The following is an 18,274-nucleotide window of genomic DNA, read 5'->3' as shown; positions in this document are numbered from 1 at the left end:
CGGCCGGCCCCGGCCCCCGCGACGGATCAGCTGCTGCTGACCGTCAGGTTGTTGGTGGTGAAGTTCAGCCCGCCGGACGACGAGGTGACCTCGTAGCCGAACTGCACGTCACCGATCGTCTCGTTGCCCATCCACTTCTTGGTGTCCTTGATCCACTTCAGGATCGACAGGATGTTCACGGTGCCGGAGCTGGAGTTGGAGGTGCGGATGAACGAGAACACCTCGTTGGCGCCGTTGGTGCCCTTGAAGACGTTCCAGGAGTGGCCGCCGAGGCTGACACTGCCCTGCGAGGTGCCGAGCGGGCCGACGGGTCCGGTCTTGTTGACCCAGAGCATGATCTCGTAGTCGTGGTCCGTGTCCCAGATGTCGTACGACGTGTTGTACGCACCCGACGACGGCACGCTGACGTTGTAGCTGCTGGAGAGCGAGCCCAGCGAGGTGATCGACTTGTTGATCGCCTTCGTCTGGTTCGGGTAGGACTTGATGCCGCCGGTGTTGGGGTGGTTGGCCCAGATTCCCCAGTTGGTGCCGGAGTTGGCCCAGATGCACTGGCTGCCGGCGCCGCCGCCCCAGATGTTGTTGTAGAGCGTGTAGCCGTTCAGGTTGGTCTGGCCCCACTGGTCGCAGGTGTTCCAGACGGCGGCGGAGGCGGGGGCGGAGGCGAGACCGATCGTGGCGCCGAGCGCCAGGGCGGGAGCCAGCAGGGCCTTGGTGACCCTGCTCAGCGTGCGTGATGCCATGGTGTCCCTTCCATGGGTGGGGGGGTGGGGGGAACTACCACACCCTCAAGGTGAGGACGTGGTCTTCTCCGGCGACCAGGTGGAGGGATTCTGCGCCGGAGGAAGTCCGCAGTTCGACGCGGTGGGTGCGGCCGGGTCTGATGACGACGGTGGCGCCGTCCCGCGTCCAGGTGAGGTCGAGCTCGGCCCCGAAGCGGGTGCGCACCCCGCGCAGGGCGCCCTCGGGGTACGCCGCCGGCAGTGCGGGCAGCAGGACCAGCCGGTCGGGAGTCGACTGGACGAGCATCTCGATCAGCACGGCGGGCAGGCTGTGCGCGGCGTCGGCGTTGTAGACGTCGCGGCCGGGGTAGTGCGCGCTCATCAGGGAGGTGTGGAAGAAGTCGCCGTCCAGGACCCGGCCGAGGGCGCGGGCGACGCGGTCCGCGTCCCTGAGCCGGGCCGCGATCAGGGCGTGGTGCAGATGGCCGTGCGCGGAGTCGTTCTCGGCGCCGCGCAGTTCGAGGGCGCGGTGGGCTGCGGCGGCGAGTTCGGGGCTGTCGTAGGGGGTGATCTCGTCGAGCGGCCAGACGCCGTAGAGGTGGCTGAGGTGGCGGTGGTCGTAGGAGTCCGAGAGTCCGGGCCACGCCCATTCGGCCAGGGCTCCGTCCTCGTTGATCCGGTGCGGCGGAAGCCGGTCGGCGAGGGCCTGCCAGCGGGCGGCGTCCGGGGTGTCCGGGTGGTAGGCCGCCGCCGTGCGCAGGGCGTGGCGGGCCGCGGAGAGGTCCATGGCGGCGTTGATCGTGCCCCAGCTCGCGTTGGCGGGGCGGTTCTCGGGTGAGTAGGAGGGGACGACGACGAGGTGGCCGTTGCTGTCGGTCCTGGTGAGGAACTCCTCGTAGAAGAGGGCGACTTCGGCGAGGGCGGCGGCGGTGCGGGGGTCGCGGGTGCCGTGGGTCTCGTCGTGGTCGACGAGCGGCTTGAGCAGCCAGTCGGCGCCGGCGGTCCACAGGTGCAGCGGGTATTCGCGGCTGTAGTGGTAGGAGTGGCCGGACTCGCCGTCGGTGTGGGCGGGGGCGACGACGCCTCGGGTGCCGAAGATCGCGCGGGCGTTGTCGCGCCAGTCGGGCAGCTGGCGCTGGACCAGATGGGCGTGGGCCTCGGTGACCTCGGGAAGGGCTGCGGCGGCGGCAGAGGCGGTCTGGAGGTTGAGGTTGGCGTCGTTGGTGAACGCGCCCGACCAGGCGGTGTTCCAGTCGCCGGTCCACAGTCCGGTCAGGCGGGGCGGGAAGAGGCCGCTCGCGGAGAGCAGGTGATAGCGCCCGGCGGCGAAGAGGCGCTCCAGCAGTGCGGCCTCGCGTGGCTGCTCGAGCAGCTCCGAGCCGGGCAGGGCCCGGTGGGCGGGGTCGGCCGCGAGGTCGAGGGTGACGCGCTCGTAGGCGGTGCGGTGCAGGGCGGCGTGCCGGTCGAGGAGTTCGTCGTGGTCGGCGGGCAGGTCGCGCAGGGCACGTCCCTCGGCGACCACGTCGAGTTCGCCGGTGTGCCGGTGCACCCGGGTCAGGAGCAGCACGGACCGGGCGCCCTCGATGCGCACGCCCGGGGGCACGAGGGTGGTCGTGCCGCCGGTGACGGCGATCTGGGTGACGCCGGTGCAGGCCCGGTCGCTGCCCGGGTAGCGGGCGCGCAGGCTGAGCAGGGCGCCCTCGGGGGTCAGGACCGCTCCGTGGCCGATGCCCAGTCGAGCGGGGACGCCGGGCAGCCGGGGGTCGAGGTCGACGTCGACCATGAGGCCGGGTCCCGCGACGTGCTGGACGATGACGTCGTCGGCGCGGGAGACGAAGACGCGGCTCGCCCATCCGGCAGAGGTCGTGCTCACCACGCCGGTGGTGAAGTCGACGTCCCTGCGGTAGTCGTGGCCACCGTCCCGGGGCCGGGCCAGCCGGACCTGGAAGGCGGGGTGGAAGGGCTGCACCCACTGGAGCGGGCGGCCGTCCGTGAAGTCCTCGGCAGCGGTCGTGTCGCCCGCCAGGAGGCGGCCCTGGAGGCCGGGCAGGCCGTCGGCGAGCTGCGGGGGCCGGGGGTCCCGGCCGTTGGGCCGCACCAGGGTGTGGTGCGTGACGACGACCCGCTCGGCGTGCGGAGGGCCGAACACCAGGGCGCCGTGCCGGCCGTTGCCGCTGAGGAAGCCGTCCTCCCAGCGGGCGGCCGGTCGCGGCTCCCAGGTGCCGTGGACGGGCGCGGGGGCGGTCATGGCCGCAGCACCGCCGCCCCGTGGCGGCCGAGGGTGACCCGGTCGGTGACGTCCGTACCGGTCAGCAGGTCGCGGTGGGTGCCGGGCACCTCGACGGTCACCGGCTCGCGGCCGTGGTTGAGCACGAACAGCACCTCGCCCCGGCGTACGGCCTCGACCTGCTCGGGCAGGCCGTCGAGCACCGGCCGGACGCCCGCGCCGGCGGCGATCGAAGCCAGCAGGTCGCGCAGCGCCCCCGGCTCCGGGAGGGTGGAGACGTACCAGGCGCGGCCCTTGCGCAGGACGGCGGGCATGCCGTCCAGTTCGCCGCCCTTGTAGCAGGTCGTGTCATCGGGATCGGCGGGCTCGATCTCCTCGGACCACAGCGTGCCCGCAAAGCCCTCGCAGGGCACGGTCTCCCCCGCGTCCAGCGGCCACCACTCGTGCAGCGTGCGGATGCCGAACAGTGCGCGCAGCCGGGCGTCCATGCCGCCGGGGCGCACCCGGTCGTCCTCGTCGGCGACACCGGTGAGGAAACCGCAGACGAGGGTGCCGCCCTGCCGTACGTAGGCGAGGAGGTTGTCGATCGCGGCGTCCGTGAGGGCGTACAACTGCGGTACGACGACCAGCGAGTACCGCGTCAGGTCGTGCTCGGGGTGGGCGAAGTCGGTGGTGAGGTGGGCCTGCCACAGGGCCCGGTGCCAGGCGCGCAGCACGTCCGGGTACTCCACCTGGCTGGAGAGGCGGCCGTCCTGGGCGCCGGCCCACCAGGAGTGCCAGTCGTGCAGGACGGCGACGCTCGCGGTCAGGTGCCGGCCGGTCACCTCGGGGGCGATCCGCTCCAGGTCGGCGCCGAGCCGCTTGACCTCCTGGTACGTCCGGCCCTCCTCCCCCGCGTGGCTGACCATGCCGGAGTGGAACTTCTCCGCGCCCTGCCGGGACTGGCGCCACTGGAAGTAGCAGACGGCGTCGGCGCCCCGGGCCACGGCCTGGAGGGACCACAGCCGGTTGAGGCCGCGTGGCTTGGGGTGGTTCACGCCCCGCCAGTTGACCGGCCCGGCCGCCTGCTCCATCAGCATCCAGGGCCCGCGCGCCTGGGAACGGGTCATGTCCTGGACGAGGGCTCCGTGCTGTCCGCCGAGCGGATCACGCGGGTCGGGGTAGAGGTCGACGGAGACGACGTCCTCCTCCTGCGCCCAGCGCCAGGCGTCCTGCCCGAACCACAGCGGCATGAAGTTGCTGGTGACCGGCACGTGCGGGGTGTGCCGCCGGACGATGTCCCGCTCGGCGGTGCAGCACTCCAGGAGCATGTCGGAGGTGAAGCGGCGGAAGTCCAGGACCTGGGTGGGGTTGCGCATGTAGTGGGGCACGCGGGGCGGCAGGATGCCGTCCCAGGTGTCGTAGCCCTGGCTCCAGAAGGCGGTGCCCCAGGCCTCGTTGAGGGCGTCGAGCGAGCCGTACCGCTCGCGCAGCCACCGCCGGAAGGCGGCGGCCGCCTCGTCGCCGTAGTCGAAGGTGCAGTACTCGTTGTTGATGTGCCACATGGTGAGGGCCGGGTGAGCGCCGTAGCGGGCGGCCAGGTCCTCGGTGATGGCGGCGGCGTAGCGCCGGTAGGTGGCGCTGGAGTGCGAGAAGTGCTGCCGGCCGCCCCACCACTCGGTGCGGCCGTCCTCGGTGACGGGCAGGGTGTCGGGGTGCAGCCGGCCCATCCAGGGCGGGGGCGAGGAGGTGGGCGTGGCGAGGACGACGCCGATGCCGCTGTCGTGCATCAGGTCCATCAGCGTGTCCAGCCGGCCGAACTCCCTTGCACCCGGCTGCGGTTCGAGCGTCGACCAGGAGAACACCCCGAGGGTGACGGAGTTGACGCCGGCGTCCTTCATCAGCCGGACGTCCTCGTGCCAGGTCTCCTCGGGCCACTGCTCCGGGTTGTAGTCGCCGCCGAAGAGGAGCCGGCCCCGGGTGGCGTCGCTCAGGCCGGGTCGTTTCCCTTCGCTCATCGGACGGGGTCCCCGTACTGCACGCCGCGTCCGTTGGTGGCGACGTAGACGCGGCCGTACACGCGCGGGTCACCGGTGATGGCGGCTCCGATCCAGCCCCACTGGTGCCGGTCGTCGTTGATCCGCGTCCAGGTCTTCGCCTCGTCGTCGGAGCGGTAGACGGCGTTGAAGCTCTCGACGGCGCCGACCATGTAGACAGCCGGGTAAGAAGCGCCCCTGGCGGCCTTGCCGAAGCCCAGGGTGTGTGAGGCATGGCAGCTGCTGACCTTGGCCAGGGTCGCGCCCCCGTCGGTCGAGCGGTACAGCCCGTTGCCCTTGAGGCTGAGCCACAGGTCGCCGGTGCGGCCCGGGGCGGCCGTCAGCTGGAACTCGCTGTCGCCCGTGCTCAGGCCGGAGGCCAGCGCGGTGAAGGTCAGGCCGCTGTCGGTGCTGGCGAACACCGTGCCGGTGGTGGTGTCGAAGGCGTAGAAGCGGGTCGGGTCGACGGGGTCCGCGATCGGGGCGGCGCCCTTCGGGAAGGAGCCGACCTCCGACCAGGTGGCGCCGTTGTCCGCCGAGCGGTAACCCGGGTTGGCGGTGCCGAAGGACCACAGCAGCACACTGCCGTCGGCGTTGGTCGCGATCGGACCCGGGGCGGACTTGGCCATGGCCGGCTGGGCTTTGAAGGGCTCCCAGGTCTTGCCGCCGTCGTTCGAGTAGGCACCGTTGCCGTGGTCGCCCCAGCCCGCCCGGACCACGTACGACGGCTTGGCCGCGGCCAGCGACACACCCGTCGCCGTGCCGAACACCGGGTTCGACGCCATGCCGCGCGAGGGCGACGCCGTGAGTCGTTCGTGGTACATGACTCCGATGTCCCCGGACCCGCTGAGCAGGTGCGCCGTGCCGGTCGGGGGCGAGACCAGCTGGCGGACGGACGCCTCCTCCACACCGCGGATCTGCGGGGCCCAGCGCTTGAGGTCGCGAGTGCCGTAGAGGGTGGCGCCCGTGCCGTACACGACGTGCCGGGAGTCGTACGGGTCGAGCCCCAGGGCCTGGATCCACCAGCCGAACTTGGGCTTGTCGTTGCCCCATCTGAGGTACGGCGTCTCGGAGACGTCGAGGACGGCCTTGTCCTTGAGGGACGTCCAGGTGCGGCCGCCGTCGGTGGTCCGGTACACGGTGTCCACCAGCGACCAGCGGTTGTTGGTGGAGACGACGACGGTGCCCGGGTGGCGGGCGTCGACGGCGACCCCGCCGTAGCCGAAGGAGTCGGTCCCGCCGTCGCCCGTGGGCCCGCCGGGCTTCACCGGCGTGACCTCGGTCCACTTCCCGGTCGTCGTCCGCAGCTTGTGCACGCTGCCGTCGGACTGGCCGTTGGGGCCGGGGGCGTCGGCGTAGGTCACATACAGCTCGCGTGTGTGCCGGTCGTACGCGGCCCGGACCGGCACCTTGGCGGCGGTGCCGGTCGGCTGCCCCGGGACGGCCTGCCAGGTGGTGCCGTCGGACGTGCGGTACAGGTTGGGTTTGCCCGCGCTGCCGTCGGAGTCGCCCCAGCCGGCGTAGACGCTTCGGCCCACGGCGACCAGGAGCGTGACGCCCTGGCCGGTGGCGCTCGGGGCGGCCGGGAAGCTCACGGCCTGCCATGTCGCGCCCCGGTCGGTCGACTTGAGCAGCCCGTCGTGCCGGGTGCCCAGCCACAAGGTGTCGCTGTTGCACGGATCGACGAGGAGGCGCTCCCCGCAGCCCCGGCCGTCCTCGTTCGCCCCGAGCTTCACGCTGAGATCGGAGCGCTTCCAGGTCGCGCCACGGTCATCCGAGCGCAGCACGGCCCCGTTTCCGGCCCAGGACTGCGTGTACGCGCCCAGGGACAGATACACGCGGTTCGGATGCGCCGGGTCGACAGCCATGGCCTCCACGCCCAGCAGATTCCAGTCGTCCCAGCCCAGGTGGTCGGTCAACGGGATCCAACGGTCGGCCCGGTCGTCCCAGCGGTAGGCACCGCCGATGTCGGTCCGCAAGTAGGCCAGCCCCCGCACGGAGGGATGGAACAGCACCCCGGTGATGAACCCGGTGCCGCCCTGGACCACGTTGCGCCAGCGGTACCGGCTCTTCGCGGGAGCGGCGGCGGCTTGTGCGCGCCCCTGGGCCAGCGGCAGGGAGACGGCCGCGGCTGCGGCAGCGGTCCCGGCCAGCACGGAACGTCTGCTGAGGTGAAACGTGCCCATGACATACCTCGGTTCATGCAAATGGGGGGGAGGACAAGTTCCTTTGGGGCGCGGGGACCTGCGCGAACAACCACAGCGCAGCCGCGGACAGCGAACGACGGACAGCCTGCGGTCAGCCCTTCACGGCGCCGGTGAGCATGCCCTTCTTGAAGTGCTTCTGGACGAACGGCGAGATCACGGCGACCGGCAGCAGGGCCATCACCATCACGGCCATCTGGACGGCCAGCGCGGAGATCTGACCGGTCTTGATCGCCTGACTCACACCGACCGGCGCTTCCTGCTTCTGCACCAGCTGGATCATGACGTTCTGCAGCGGCATCATGTCCTGATCGCTCAGATAGATCGACGCGTTGAACCAGGCGCTCCAGTAACCGACCGCGTAGAACAGCGTGATCACCGCGATGACGGCACGGGAGAGCGGGATGACGATCTGCCAGAGGATCCGCCAGTCGCCCGCCCCGTCGATGCGCGCGCTGTCGATGAGCTCCGGTGAGATGCCCATGAAGAACGCGCGCAGCACCAGGATGTTGAAGACACTCACCGCACTCGGCAGGATCAACGCGAGGTACGTGTCGGTCAGGCCCAGGGACTGCACCAGCAGATAGGTCGGGATGAGACCGGCGCCGAAGAACATCGTCGCGAGCAGGGTCATCAGCAGCCAGCGGTGCCCCAGTGATCCGCTGCGGGACAGGCCGTAGGCGGCCAGAACCGACACCGTCATGGAGAACGCCGTGCCGGCCAGCGTGACGCACACGCTGACGATGGCGGCCCGGGTCACCTGCCCGCCGCTCAGCAGTTCCTGGTAGGCGATGAAGGTGATGTCCTTCGGGATCACCACGAGCCCGCCGGCCGCGTTGATGGTCTGCTTCGTGGACAGGCTGGTGACGATGACGATCCACAGCGGGAAGAGGACGGCGAGGCAGGCGGCGGCAAGGACGATGCCCTTGCCGGCGACGCCGGCCTTGCTGGGCTCGTCCTCCCAGACGGGCCTGGGCGGGGCCTCCCACCAGCGGGGTTCGCGCGCCGCCTCATCGAGGGCGGCCTTGTCGATGACGGCGGTCACTTCTTGTACACCCCCTGCTCGCCCATGAAGTGGGCCACCTTGTTCGCGGCGAGGACCAGCGCCACGCTCACCAGGCCCTTGATCAGGCCGGCCGCGGCCGCGTAGCTGAAGTCCTGGTTGCGGACACCGTTCCACCACACATAGGTGTCGAGGACCTCCGACGCCCCTGGTCCGACGGCGTCGCGTTGCAGCAGGATCTGCTCGAAGCCGACGGTGAGCGCGTCACCGACCCGCAGCACCAGCAGCAGGGCGATCACGGGGCGCAGCGCGGGCAGTGTGACGTGCCACATGCGGCGCCAGCGCCCGGCCCCGTCCATGGCCGCCGCCTCGTACAGGTCGGGGCTCACGGAGGCCAGCGCGGCGAGGAAGACGATGATGCCCCAGCCCGCGTCCTTCCAGACGCCCTCGGCCGTCACCAGGAACTTGAAGATCCCGGGGTCGGTCATGAGGTCGAAGCCCTCATAGCCGTGCTGGCGCAGGGTCTGCGCGATGATGCCCGCTCCGCCGAAGATCTGCTGGAAGACGGTGATCACCAGCACCCAGGAGAAGAAGTGCGGCAGGTAGAGGACGGCCTGCGACACCGCCCGGATCCGGGGCCTGATCACGCTGTTGATGAGCAGCGCGAGCACGATCGGGATGGGGAAGAACAGCACCAGCTGGAGGCCGAACAGCACGAGCGTGTTCCGCACGGCGTCCCAGAACGCCGAGTCCGCGAAGATCCGCTCGAACTGCTCGACACCGACCCAGGGGCTCTCCAGCATCGCGACGAAGCCGTTGTCGCTGACGTAGGGGTCGTACTCCTGGAAGGCGACGACGTTGCCCAGGATCGGTATGTAGTTGAAGACCAGGACCAGCGCGACGGCCGGCAGGGTCATCAGGATCAGCGTGCGGTCGCGGCGGAACCGCAGTCGGAGGCTCAGTCTGCCGGAGCGCTTGCTGCCCGGCCCCTCCCCGGGGGCGTCCGCCGCCCGGGGAGCCGTCTCGGTCGTGTCGGCCTCGGCCCTGCTTCGAGGCACCGTGCTGTGGGACACGGTCATCTCCTTGCCTCAGCGCCGGATCACTGCGCGGAACCGTTGTCGTCGTGCAGCTTCTGGTACCAGTCGCGCAGCTTGTCCCCGCCCTGCTTCTTCCAGTCGGAGACGGCCTGCTGCATGTCGCTGATCTTCTTGCGGCCGCGGACGATGTCGTCCTCCAACTGCTCGAAGTCGTTCGAGAGGTTGGTGTAGCGGGCCGGTTCGGTGATCTGCATGCCCCAGAAGGTGGACTTCTTGGTGAAGGCGCCCATCCGCTGCTGCCACTCCACCTGCTCCTTCGCGATCTCCGGAAGGTCCGGGTGCGCGATGGTCGGGGCGGGGCTGGCGAGCATCACGTAGGCGTTGACGACCTCCTGGTTGCCCTTGTCGTTCTTGGTGGGCACCCCGTCCTTGACGGTGTAGTGCGTGCCCTCCACCCCGTAGTTGGTGAGCATGTACTCCTTGGTGCCGTACGGGGCGGCGGTGACGTTGGCGGCGGCGAGGATGTCCTCGACCACGGCCTTGGATGCCTTCTTGTTGACGAAGGCGAAGATGCCCGCGGGGGATCCGGCCCACAGCTGGGGGTCGCCACCGTCGGCGCCGAAGATGTCCATGCCGGAGATGCGCAATTCGGAGTTCTGGCCCGCCTGCTCGGCCATCTTGCCCCACCAGTCCGAGATGTTGCCGTTGTACATCAGCACCTGCCCGGCGGTGAACCGGTCAGCCGCCGTGCCCTGGACCGCCTTGGCGTCCGGGTGGACCACACCCGCCGCGTAGAGCTTGCGCGTCCACTCCAGGGCCTCGAGGAACTCCTCGGTCTCCACCCGGTAGATCATCTTGCCGTCGGCCAGGTTCCAGCCGAGCGGCTTCTCGCTGCCGGACAGCACGCCGAAGAAATTGAAGGCGGACCACTTCATGTCGTCACAGGCCCACACCTTGGACTTGGGCCGGCTGATCTCCTTGGCGAGGGCGAGGAACTCGTCCGGGGACTTGGGGAGCTCGTAGCCCTCCTTGTCGAAGACGTCCTTGCGGTAGAAGGGCACGATGCCGGTGACGGCGGCGGCGGGCTGGGGCAGGCCGCGCAGCTTGCCGCCGAAAATGGAGTACTGCCAGGCACCGCTCGGGATCGCCGCGAGGTTCGGGTACTTCTTGATCGCGTCCCCGGACAGATACGGGCCCAGATCGGCGAACTTGCTGATGATGGCGCTGGGTATCTTGCCGCCCATGTTCCAGCTCGGGATGACCACGACGTCCGGCAGGTCGCTGGAGGCGAGCACCGCGCCCAGCTTCTCGTCGTAGGTGTTGCCGTCCTGGTTCTGCCACGTGATGTCGACGCCGATCAGGTCGTTCATCGTCGTGTAGTAGGGGTTGGCGCCCTTCGGCGGTGTGCCCCAGAACGGCGACATGATCTTGATGTGGCTGCCCTTGCCGAGCTTCTTCGGCACCGAGGTCTTGAGGCCGGCCAGGTCGAGCTTGGCGGTGAAGCCCATCGCCGAGCCGTTCTTGGACGGGATGTCCGGCGCCACCACGTTGCTCGCGACGTAGGCCGGCAGCAGCTTCTTGGCGCTCTTGCCGGACGTCGTGCCGTCCTTCGACCCACCCTCCGACCCGCCGCACGCGGCGAGCAGCGGCATCCCGCCCGCCACGGCCGCGGTGGCCACTGCCGTGGAGGCGAGGAAACTTCTGCGGCTCGGTCCGGAGGAGGCGGAGGCGGCGTTCGGCGTCATTGCGTCAACCCTTCATGGCGCACCAGGACACCCGGCGGAAGGCCGTCGGCTGTGGTGTCTCGAGTGGAACTGGCTGAGCAGAAGCGGAACTTCGACCAGAGGGACCTCTGCAGTCGAAGCGCTTCGATGTTGCTGTGAGGTTAAGTGAACACCCCAGGGTGCACAAGGGTCGTCCCCAAACTTCTCATAGGCATCAGAGTGGACCGTTCCTCGTGCCCGGCTTGAAGTGACAGCGCTTGTCTCTTGACACCCGTCCCTTCACCCGCCCAGCATCGAAGCGCTTCGAAAGCGCCTCGCCGAACCATCGCAAGGGGATCCCCACGTGACCGCACACACGCCACCCACCGCACCGTTCCGCGATCCGCAGCTGCCGTTCCCGAAGCGCGTCGACGATCTGCTGGGGCGGCTCACCCTCGACGAGAAGATCTCCTTCCTGCACCAGTTCGCACCCGCCGTCCAGCGGCTCGGCGTCGCCGCCTTCCGCACCGGCCAGGAGGCGCTGCACGGCGTGGCGTGGATGGGCCCGGCAACGGTGTTCCCGCAGGCGGTCGGCCTGGGCGCGACCTGGAACCCGGAGCTGGTGCGGCGCGTCGGCGACGCGGTGTCCAAGGAGATCCGCGCGATGCGCGCCGAGGACGACCGGGTCGGCCTCAACGTCTGGTCCCCGACGGTCAACCTGCTGCGCCACCCCTTGTGGGGCCGCAACGAGGAGGGCTACTCGGAGGATCCGAAGCTCACCTCGGCGATCGCCACCGCCTACACCCGCGGTCTGCGCGGCAACCACCCCACCTACTGGCGCACCGCGCCCGTGCTGAAGCACTGGCTGGCCCACAACAACGAGACGGACCGCGCCACGACGTCGAGCTCGGTGCGCCCGCGCGTGCTGCACGAGTACGACCTGCGGGCCTTCCGTGAGACCGTCGAGGCGGGCGCGGTGGCCGGCGTGATGCCGGCGTACAACCTGGTCAACGGCCGCCCCAACCACGTCTCCCCGTACCTGGCCGAGCACCTGCGGACCTGGACCGACGAGGACCTGCTGGTCTGCTCGGACGCGGGGGCGCCGACCAACCTCGTCGATGCCGAGCACTACTTCGACACCCACGAGGAGGCCACCGCCGCCTCCCTCGTCGCGGGTGTCGACAGCTTCACCGACCACGGCACGGACTCCTCGCAGATGACCGGGCGGCTGCGCGGTGCCCTGGAGCGCGGCCTGCTGTCCGAGGCCGACCTGGACACGGCCGTCCGCCGTCAGCTCTCGGTGCGTTTCCGGCTCGGCGAGTTCGACCCGGAGCACGACCCGCACCGCGCCACCGACGCGTTCGACACCCCGGCGCACCGGGCCCTCGCCCAGGAGGCGGCCGAGCAGGCGGTCGTGCTGCTCAAGAACGACGACGTGCTGCCGCTCGCCCCGGACACCCGGATCGCGGTGGTCGGGCTGCTCGCCGACGAGTGCAAGCTCGACTGGTACAGCGGCACGCTCATCCACCGCTCGACCCCGCTGGAGGGCCTGTACGAGCGGTTCGGCGCGCAGCGGGTGGAGTTCGCCGAGGGCGTGGACCGGGTCCGGCTGAAGACGTCCGCGGGCGCGTTCCTGCACGTGCCGGTGGTGGATGACGCCGCCGACGAGGTGCGCGGCGCCGAGGGCGCGCTCGACCCGGCGCTGCTCGCGGGCCGCACCGACCTGCCCCCGCTCGGCACCGACGCGGCCGGCACCGAACTGGCGCTGGTCGACTGGGGCGAGGGTGTGCTGACCCTGCGCGCCCCCGACGGCCGCTATCTTTCGGTCGCCGAGGACGGCTGCCTGCGCGCCTCCGCCGACCAGCCGGGCGGCTGGGTCGTGCAGGAGACGTTCCGCCTGGAACCGCACGGGGAGGGGCACCTCCTGAAGCACCTGGGAACGGGTCGCCACGTCTCTGTCTCCGCCGACGGCGTGAAGGTTGCCGACGCGGATCCCGAGGTCTTCGAGCTGGTCGTCGCCGAGCGCGGCGAGGAGGCGGTGGCGCGTGCCGCCGCGGCGGCCGACGTGGTCGTGGTGGTCGCGGGCAACGACCCGCACATCCACGGCCGCGAGACCGAGGACCGTACGACCCTGTGTCTGCCGGAACAGCAGGAGCGGCTGCTGCGGGCGGCCCGGGCGGCGAACCCGGCCACCGTGCTGGCGCTGGTCTCCGCCTACCCGTACGCCGTCGACCCGGCCGGGCTGCCCGCCGTGCTGTGGACCGCGCACGGCGGCCAGGCGGCCGGCACCGCCCTGGCCCGCGTCCTGGCCGGTGACGTCTCCCCCGCCGGGCGTCTGCCGCAGACCTGGTACGCGGACGACGCCGACCTGCCGGGCCTGCTCGACTACGACGTGATCGGCGCCCGCCAGACGTACCTGTACTTCGAGGGGACGCCCCTGTTCCCCTTCGGGCACGGCCTGTCGTACACGTCGTTCGCGTACGGCGACCTGACGGCCCGGGTCGAGGGCGAGACGGTGCGCGTCTCCTTCTCCGTCACCAACACCGGTGATGTCACCGCCGACGAGGTCGCCCAGCTCTACGCCCGGGCCGTCGAGCCGTCCGTGCCGCGTCCGCGCCGCGAGCTGCTGGACCACCGCCGCGTCACCCTCGCCCCGGGGACGACGGCCGAGCTGAGCTTCGAAGTCCCGCTGAGCGCCTTCGCGTTCTGGGACGTTGCCCAGGACCGGTGGCGGGTGGAGCCGGGCGGGTACGAGCTGCTGGCGGGTGCGTCCAGCGAGGACGTCCGGCTGCGGACGGTGGTGACGCTCGACGGCGAGCCGGCCCTGCCCCGCGCGGCCGTGGCGAACGGTCTCTCCGCGGCCGGGTTCGACGAGTACAGCGGCATCGAGATCGTCGACCGGACGAAGGTGTCGGGCGACGCGGTGACACCGGCGGGCCCGGCGACGGGCGAACTCGTCTACCGCGCCTGCGACTTCGGGCGGGGCATCTCCGAGGTGACGGTGGAGGTGGCCGGCGAGGGGACGGTCGAGCTGTCCCTCGACGGCGGCCCCGTCCTCGCGGTGCTGTCGCCCTCCACACCGACCTCGGGGCCGTACGACTACGTCTCTCTCAGCGCCTCCGTCGTCGCCGCGGGCGTCCACGACGTGCACCTCAGGCTGCGCGGCCCGCTGCGGCTCGCGCACGTCGGCTTCTCCGGCTGAGGGTCCGGAGCAGGCCGGCACAGAGAAGGGGCCCGGCACCGGAAGGCATCGGTGCCGGGCCTCTTCGCCCAGCCTATATGAAAATGGTTCCCATGAGCTAGAGGCTGATTCCGGTCAGCACCAGCACCCGCTCGTACGTGTAGTCCTCCATGGCGAACCGCACGCCCTCGCGGCCCACACCGGACTGCTTCACACCGCCGTACGGCATCTGGTCGGCGCGGTAGGACGGCACGTCGCCGATGACCACGCCACCGACCTCCAGGGCCCGGTGGGCGCGGAAGGCGGTCTGCAGGTCGTGGGTGAACACGCCCGCCTGGAGGCCGTACTTGGAGTCGTTGACGGCGGCGAAGGCCGCGGCCTCGCCGTCCGCCTTCTGCACGGTGAGGACCGGCCCGAAGACCTCCTCGCAGGAGATCGTCACGTCGGACGGGACCTCGGCCAGGACGGTCGGCGCGTAGGAGGCGCCGTCGCGCTTGCCGCCGGTCAGCAGCGAGGCACCCGCGTCCACGGCCTCCCGCACCCACGTCTCGACGCGCTTCGCGGCGTTCTCGTCGACCAGCGGGCCGACGTCCGTCTTGTCGTCACTGGGGTCGCCGGTGACCTGGGCCTCGACGGCGGCGACGATACGCGGCAGCAGCCGGTCGTAGACCGAGGCATCGGCGATGACCCGCTGCACGGAGATGCAGGACTGGCCGCCCTGGTAGTTGGAGAAGGTGGCGATGCGGTTCGCCGCCCAGTCAAGATCCTCGTCGCTCGCCCAGTCGGCGAGGACGACGGCCGCGCCGTTGCCGCCCAGCTCCAGGGTGCAGTGCTTGCGCGGCACCGAGTCCATGATCGCGTAGCCGACCTTCTCGGAGCCCGTGAAGGAGATGACGGGCAGCCGCTCGTCCTGCACCAGGGCCGGCATCTTGTCGTTGGCGACCGGCAGGATGCTCCAGGAACCCGCGGGCAGCTCGGTCTCGGCGAGCAGTTCGCCGATGATCAGGCCGGACAGCGGGGTCGCCGGGGCCGGCTTCAGGATGATCGGGGCACCCGCGGCGATGGCCGGGGCGATCTTGTGGGCGCAGAGGTTCAGCGGGAAGTTGAAGGGCGCGATGCCGAGCACGACGCCCTTGGGGAAGCGGCGGGTGAGGGCGAGCCGGCCCTGGCCGCCGAGGTCGGTGTCGAGCCGCTGGGCCTCGCCGCCGTTGAACCGACGGGCCTCCTCGGCCGCGAACCGGAACACGGACACGGCCCGGCCGACCTCGCCGCGCGCCCACTTCAGCGGCTTGCCGTTCTCGGCGGAGATCAGCTGCGCGATCTCCTCGGTGCGCTCGGCCAGGCTCTTGCTGACGTGGTCGAGGGCGGCGGCCCGGACGTGGGCGGGGGTGGCGGCGAACTCGTCCAGCGCAGCGTGCGCGGCGGCCACGGCCTCCTCGACCTGCGCGTCCGTCGGCACGCTCACCTTGCCCACGAGCCGCCCGTCCCAGGGGGAGGTGACGTCGAAGGTTTCCTCGCCGGTGGCCTGGCGGCCGGCGAGCCAGAAGGCGTGGGTGGAGGTCATGTGGGTTCCGGCCCTTCGGCGTTGGGGGTGATCCTGTACTACGGGACCAACGGTAGGGGCGAGATGGCCGAAGGGCGTTTGTCCGAGCCGTAGCAGTGGGGGACGCGGACACTCCGCTTTGGCTACTCGGTGGAGGCGGCCTTCAGGGCCAGCCACAGCTCCATCCGGACGTCCGGGTCGTCCAGGGACCGGCCGAGGATCTCCTCGACGCGGCGCATGCGGTAGCGCAGGGTGTGCCGGTGGACGCCGAGCTCGGCCGCCGCCGCGTCCCACTGGCCGTGCTTGGACAGCCAGGCGCGCAGGGAGGAGACGAGGTCGCCGCGGCCCGTGGCGTCGTGCTCGTACAGCGGCCGCAGCATGCCGTCGGCGAACGCCCGCACGGCGTCGTCCGCCAGCAGCGGCAGCACCGAGCCGGCCGCCATCCGCTCGTGCTCCACGAGGACCCGCCCGCGCCGCCTCGCCACCGACAGTGCCTGCTCGGCCTGCTTGTACGCGGCGGACGCGGCGATGGGCCCGGCCGGTGCCGACAGGCCGACGACGAGTTCGCCGTCCTCGCCACCCGGCACCTTCTCGCGTATGCCCGTCCGGGCCGTCTCCAGGGCGGCCGCGTACTCCCCGCAGGCCGCCGCGGCGGCGCCGCCGTCCGCGGCCAGCACCACCAGCCGCTCCCCCTCCGGCACGACCAGCACGGCCTCGCCGGCCCGGGCCGCCGCGGATTCCATGACGTCGGCGAGAACCGCGAGGGGATCGCCGCCGGTGTCCGCCGCGGCGAGCGCGGCGGCCGAGGACCGCTCGGCGGGCGGGGCGCCCTTGCGTGCCTCGGCACGGGCCAGCGCGGCCGACGCCGACACCGGCACCCGCTCCGCGACCAGCATCCGGAACGGCGCGTCCAGCAGTTCGCCGTACAGGTCCCCGGCGACGGCGCGCGCATGGTCCGGCTCACCGGCCAGCAGCATGCGCAGCACCGCCGCTCCGACGCGCTGCTCGGCCGCCTGGAGGGACCGGGAGCGTTCCGTGGTCAGGGTCAGCAGCGCGATGGCCGAGTGGACGGCGTAGCGCTCGGCGGTCCCCGGGGCGGCGGCGGTGCCCACGGCGAGGGCCGCGCGAGGGCGACGGCCGGTGCCTATGGTGTGCAGCTCGACCCGGTCCTCGTTCTCCGGCCCCCCGGCCACGGAGGAGGCGGGCGCGGGGCGGTCGCGCAGCTTCTGCACGTCACCGGTGAGCCGCGCGGCGCGCCGCCCCGCCCACTCCGGTGCGGTGGCGACGACCGCGCCCGAGGCGTCGTAGAGCGCCGCCCATCCGTCGACCTGCGCGGCCAGCGCGGCCAGCAGCCCCTCCGGGCCGCCGGTCTGGGCCTGCCGGGTCAGTTCGCGCTGGGCGGCGAACCCGGCGGTGACGGCCCGGTACTGGTCGGCGGCGATCGCGGCGGAGACGGCCTTGCTGATGGCGAGGAACGGCGTGCGGCGCGGCACCTCCAGCAGCGGCAGGCCCTCTTTCCCGGCGGCGTCGACGAGCGCCTTGGGGATCTCCTCGTAGTTGACGCCGACGGCGAAGCCCAGCCCGACCACTCCGGCCCCGGCCAGCCTGTGGACGTAGCGGCGCATGGCCTCGGGGTCCTCGGCGTCCAGCTTGAGCGCGGTGATCAGCAGCAGTTCGCCGCCCTCCATGTAGGGGACGGGGTCGGCGAGCTCGCTGACGTGCGCCCAGCGGACCGGCACGTCGAGGCGGTCTTCGCCCGCCCGCACGGTCAGTTTCAGCGCGGAGTGGTGGACGAGCGAGGCGAGCGTCGGGGGCATGAGGCCTTCTGCGTCAGGGCTGTGTGATCTCTGTGGTCTTTTGGCCGCCACGTATGAACGACCTGTGACGATTCTGCCTCACCGTACGGTCCCCGCGTACCCGCACCGGTGGGTGAGGGGTTCAGCCCCGCAGATCCACCAGCAGCGGAGGCGCGTGTTCGCCCTTGACGTCGGTCAGCGACAGCACCGCGTGGCCCGCCGGCACGGCGTGCGCCAGCTCGGAGGCGGACCAGCGCTCCCGCTCGACCTGCCGCACGGTCACCGCCCGCGCGGTCGGGGCCTTGCCGGTGATCACCCGGCGCAGCATGTGCACGGCCTTGCCGGCCGGGGTCTCCGCGATGATCTGCCGGTCGGTGACGTCCCGGGCCTCGGTCCACTCCTTGCCCCACACCTCGGCGAAGTCCTGCCCGTCCCAGGGCGTGAGCCCCGACAGGGCCATCCGGCAGCCTGTGGCCCCGAGCAGCGGTCCGCGCAGCGGCCGGGCCACGTCGTCGAGCGTCCGCAGGGTGAGCACGACCCCGGCGTTGCCCGACCGCAGCCGCTGGATGCCGCGCACGGCCTCGGGCGTCACCACCCCGGTCGCGTCGTCCAGCAGCAGGCAGGCGAACAGCGACCGGTCCTCGCGTACGGCGACACTCGCGGTGAACTGCGCGAGCACCAGCCGGGCCAGCATCTTGGAGGCGTCGGCGTGGCCGCGCTGCGGCAGGTCGATGCGCACCCGCACCGGGTGGTCGCCCGCGGGTCCTCGTGCCCCGGGAACCACCCGCCAGTGCCGCTGCGCGTGCTCCGCCGCGTTGATCCGGGGCGTCGTCTCGTCGATCATGT

10 protein-coding genes and 1 pseudogene are annotated in these 18,274 nt (G+C 71.5%); 1 reads left to right on the top strand and 10 read right to left on the bottom strand.

The window, feature by feature from the left end:
- Positions 1–26 precede the first annotated feature (26 nt).
- The 7 genes from ABT116_RS20195 to ABT116_RS20165 form a co-directional block, all read right to left on the bottom strand.
- Positions 27–740, bottom strand: coding sequence for a glycoside hydrolase family 12 protein (locus tag ABT116_RS20195; protein ID WP_351635500.1), 714 nt, complete (start codon positions 738–740; stop codon positions 27–29).
- A 34-nt stretch (positions 741–774) separates the two neighbouring features.
- Positions 775–2,967, bottom strand: coding sequence for a glycosyl hydrolase family 95 catalytic domain-containing protein (locus ABT116_RS20190; protein ID WP_351635497.1), 2,193 nt, complete (start codon positions 2,965–2,967; stop codon positions 775–777).
- The gene (locus tag ABT116_RS20185) at positions 2,964–4,943 is read right to left on the bottom strand and encodes a beta-galactosidase (RefSeq protein WP_351635494.1); all 1,980 of its coding nucleotides are present in this window, start codon (positions 4,941–4,943) and stop codon (positions 2,964–2,966) included. Before ABT116_RS20185 ends, ABT116_RS20190 begins: the two co-directional genes overlap by 4 nt.
- Positions 4,940–7,147, bottom strand: coding sequence for a 1,4-beta-glucanase (locus ABT116_RS20180; RefSeq protein WP_351635490.1), 2,208 nt, complete (start codon positions 7,145–7,147; stop codon positions 4,940–4,942). The genes ABT116_RS20185 and ABT116_RS20180 overlap by 4 nt, the downstream gene beginning before the upstream one ends.
- A gap of 112 nt (positions 7,148–7,259) precedes the next feature.
- The gene (locus ABT116_RS20175; RefSeq protein WP_351635487.1) at positions 7,260–8,210 is read right to left on the bottom strand and encodes a carbohydrate ABC transporter permease; all 951 of its coding nucleotides are present in this window, start codon (positions 8,208–8,210) and stop codon (positions 7,260–7,262) included.
- The gene (locus ABT116_RS20170) at positions 8,207–9,241 is read right to left on the bottom strand and encodes an ABC transporter permease (protein ID WP_351635484.1); all 1,035 of its coding nucleotides are present in this window, start codon (positions 9,239–9,241) and stop codon (positions 8,207–8,209) included. The genes ABT116_RS20175 and ABT116_RS20170 overlap by 4 nt, the downstream gene beginning before the upstream one ends.
- Before the next feature lie 26 nt (positions 9,242–9,267).
- On the bottom strand, positions 9,268–10,950 hold the full coding sequence (locus ABT116_RS20165; protein ID WP_351635481.1) for an extracellular solute-binding protein: 1,683 nt from the start codon (positions 10,948–10,950) through the stop codon (positions 9,268–9,270).
- Positions 10,951–11,272: 322 nt separating this feature from the next.
- On the opposite strand from ABT116_RS20165, the gene ABT116_RS20160 reads away from it, so the two are divergent.
- A complete protein-coding gene (locus ABT116_RS20160) occupies positions 11,273–14,110 on the top strand; it encodes a glycoside hydrolase family 3 C-terminal domain-containing protein (protein ID WP_351635478.1) in 2,838 nt (945 codons plus the stop codon).
- Between the two features lie 97 nt (positions 14,111–14,207).
- Here the strand turns inward: ABT116_RS20160 and ABT116_RS20155 are convergent, their stop codons facing one another.
- The 3 genes and pseudogenes from ABT116_RS20155 to ABT116_RS20145 all read right to left on the bottom strand — a co-directional run.
- Entirely contained in the window at positions 14,208–15,653 is a 1,446-nt protein-coding gene (locus ABT116_RS20155) for an aldehyde dehydrogenase family protein (RefSeq protein ID WP_351635475.1), read from the bottom strand.
- Positions 15,654–15,775: 122 nt separating this feature from the next.
- Complete coding sequence (locus tag ABT116_RS20150) at positions 15,776–17,449, bottom strand: PucR family transcriptional regulator (RefSeq protein WP_351635474.1); 1,674 nt, start codon at positions 17,447–17,449, stop codon at positions 15,776–15,778.
- 121 nt (positions 17,450–17,570) lie between these two features.
- Positions 17,571–18,274 (bottom strand): annotated as a pseudogene (locus ABT116_RS20145) (hypothetical protein); the annotation flags it as partial.

This window comes from Streptomyces sp. NPDC002130, assembly GCF_040296465.1.
GTDB lineage: Bacteria > Actinomycetota > Actinomycetes > Streptomycetales > Streptomycetaceae > Streptomyces.
This window is presented reverse-complemented; position numbering and strand designations above follow the sequence as displayed.

Excerpts from the sequence above, each read along its gene's own strand:
- ABT116_RS20165 (WP_351635481.1), bottom strand. The coding sequence starts at position 10,950 with ATGACGCCGAACGCCGCCTCCGCCTCCTCCGGACCGAGCCGCAGAAGT.
- ABT116_RS20150 (WP_351635474.1), bottom strand. The coding sequence starts at position 17,449 with ATGCCCCCGACGCTCGCCTCGCTCGTCCACCACTCCGCGCTGAAACTG.
- ABT116_RS20185 (WP_351635494.1), bottom strand. The coding sequence starts at position 4,943 with ATGAGCGAAGGGAAACGACCCGGCCTGAGCGACGCCACCCGGGGCCGG.
- ABT116_RS20180 (WP_351635490.1), bottom strand. The coding sequence starts at position 7,147 with ATGGGCACGTTTCACCTCAGCAGACGTTCCGTGCTGGCCGGGACCGCT.
- ABT116_RS20155 (WP_351635475.1), bottom strand. The coding sequence starts at position 15,653 with ATGACCTCCACCCACGCCTTCTGGCTCGCCGGCCGCCAGGCCACCGGC.
- ABT116_RS20190 (WP_351635497.1), bottom strand. The coding sequence starts at position 2,967 with ATGACCGCCCCCGCGCCCGTCCACGGCACCTGGGAGCCGCGACCGGCC.
- ABT116_RS20195 (WP_351635500.1), bottom strand. The coding sequence starts at position 740 with ATGGCATCACGCACGCTGAGCAGGGTCACCAAGGCCCTGCTGGCTCCC.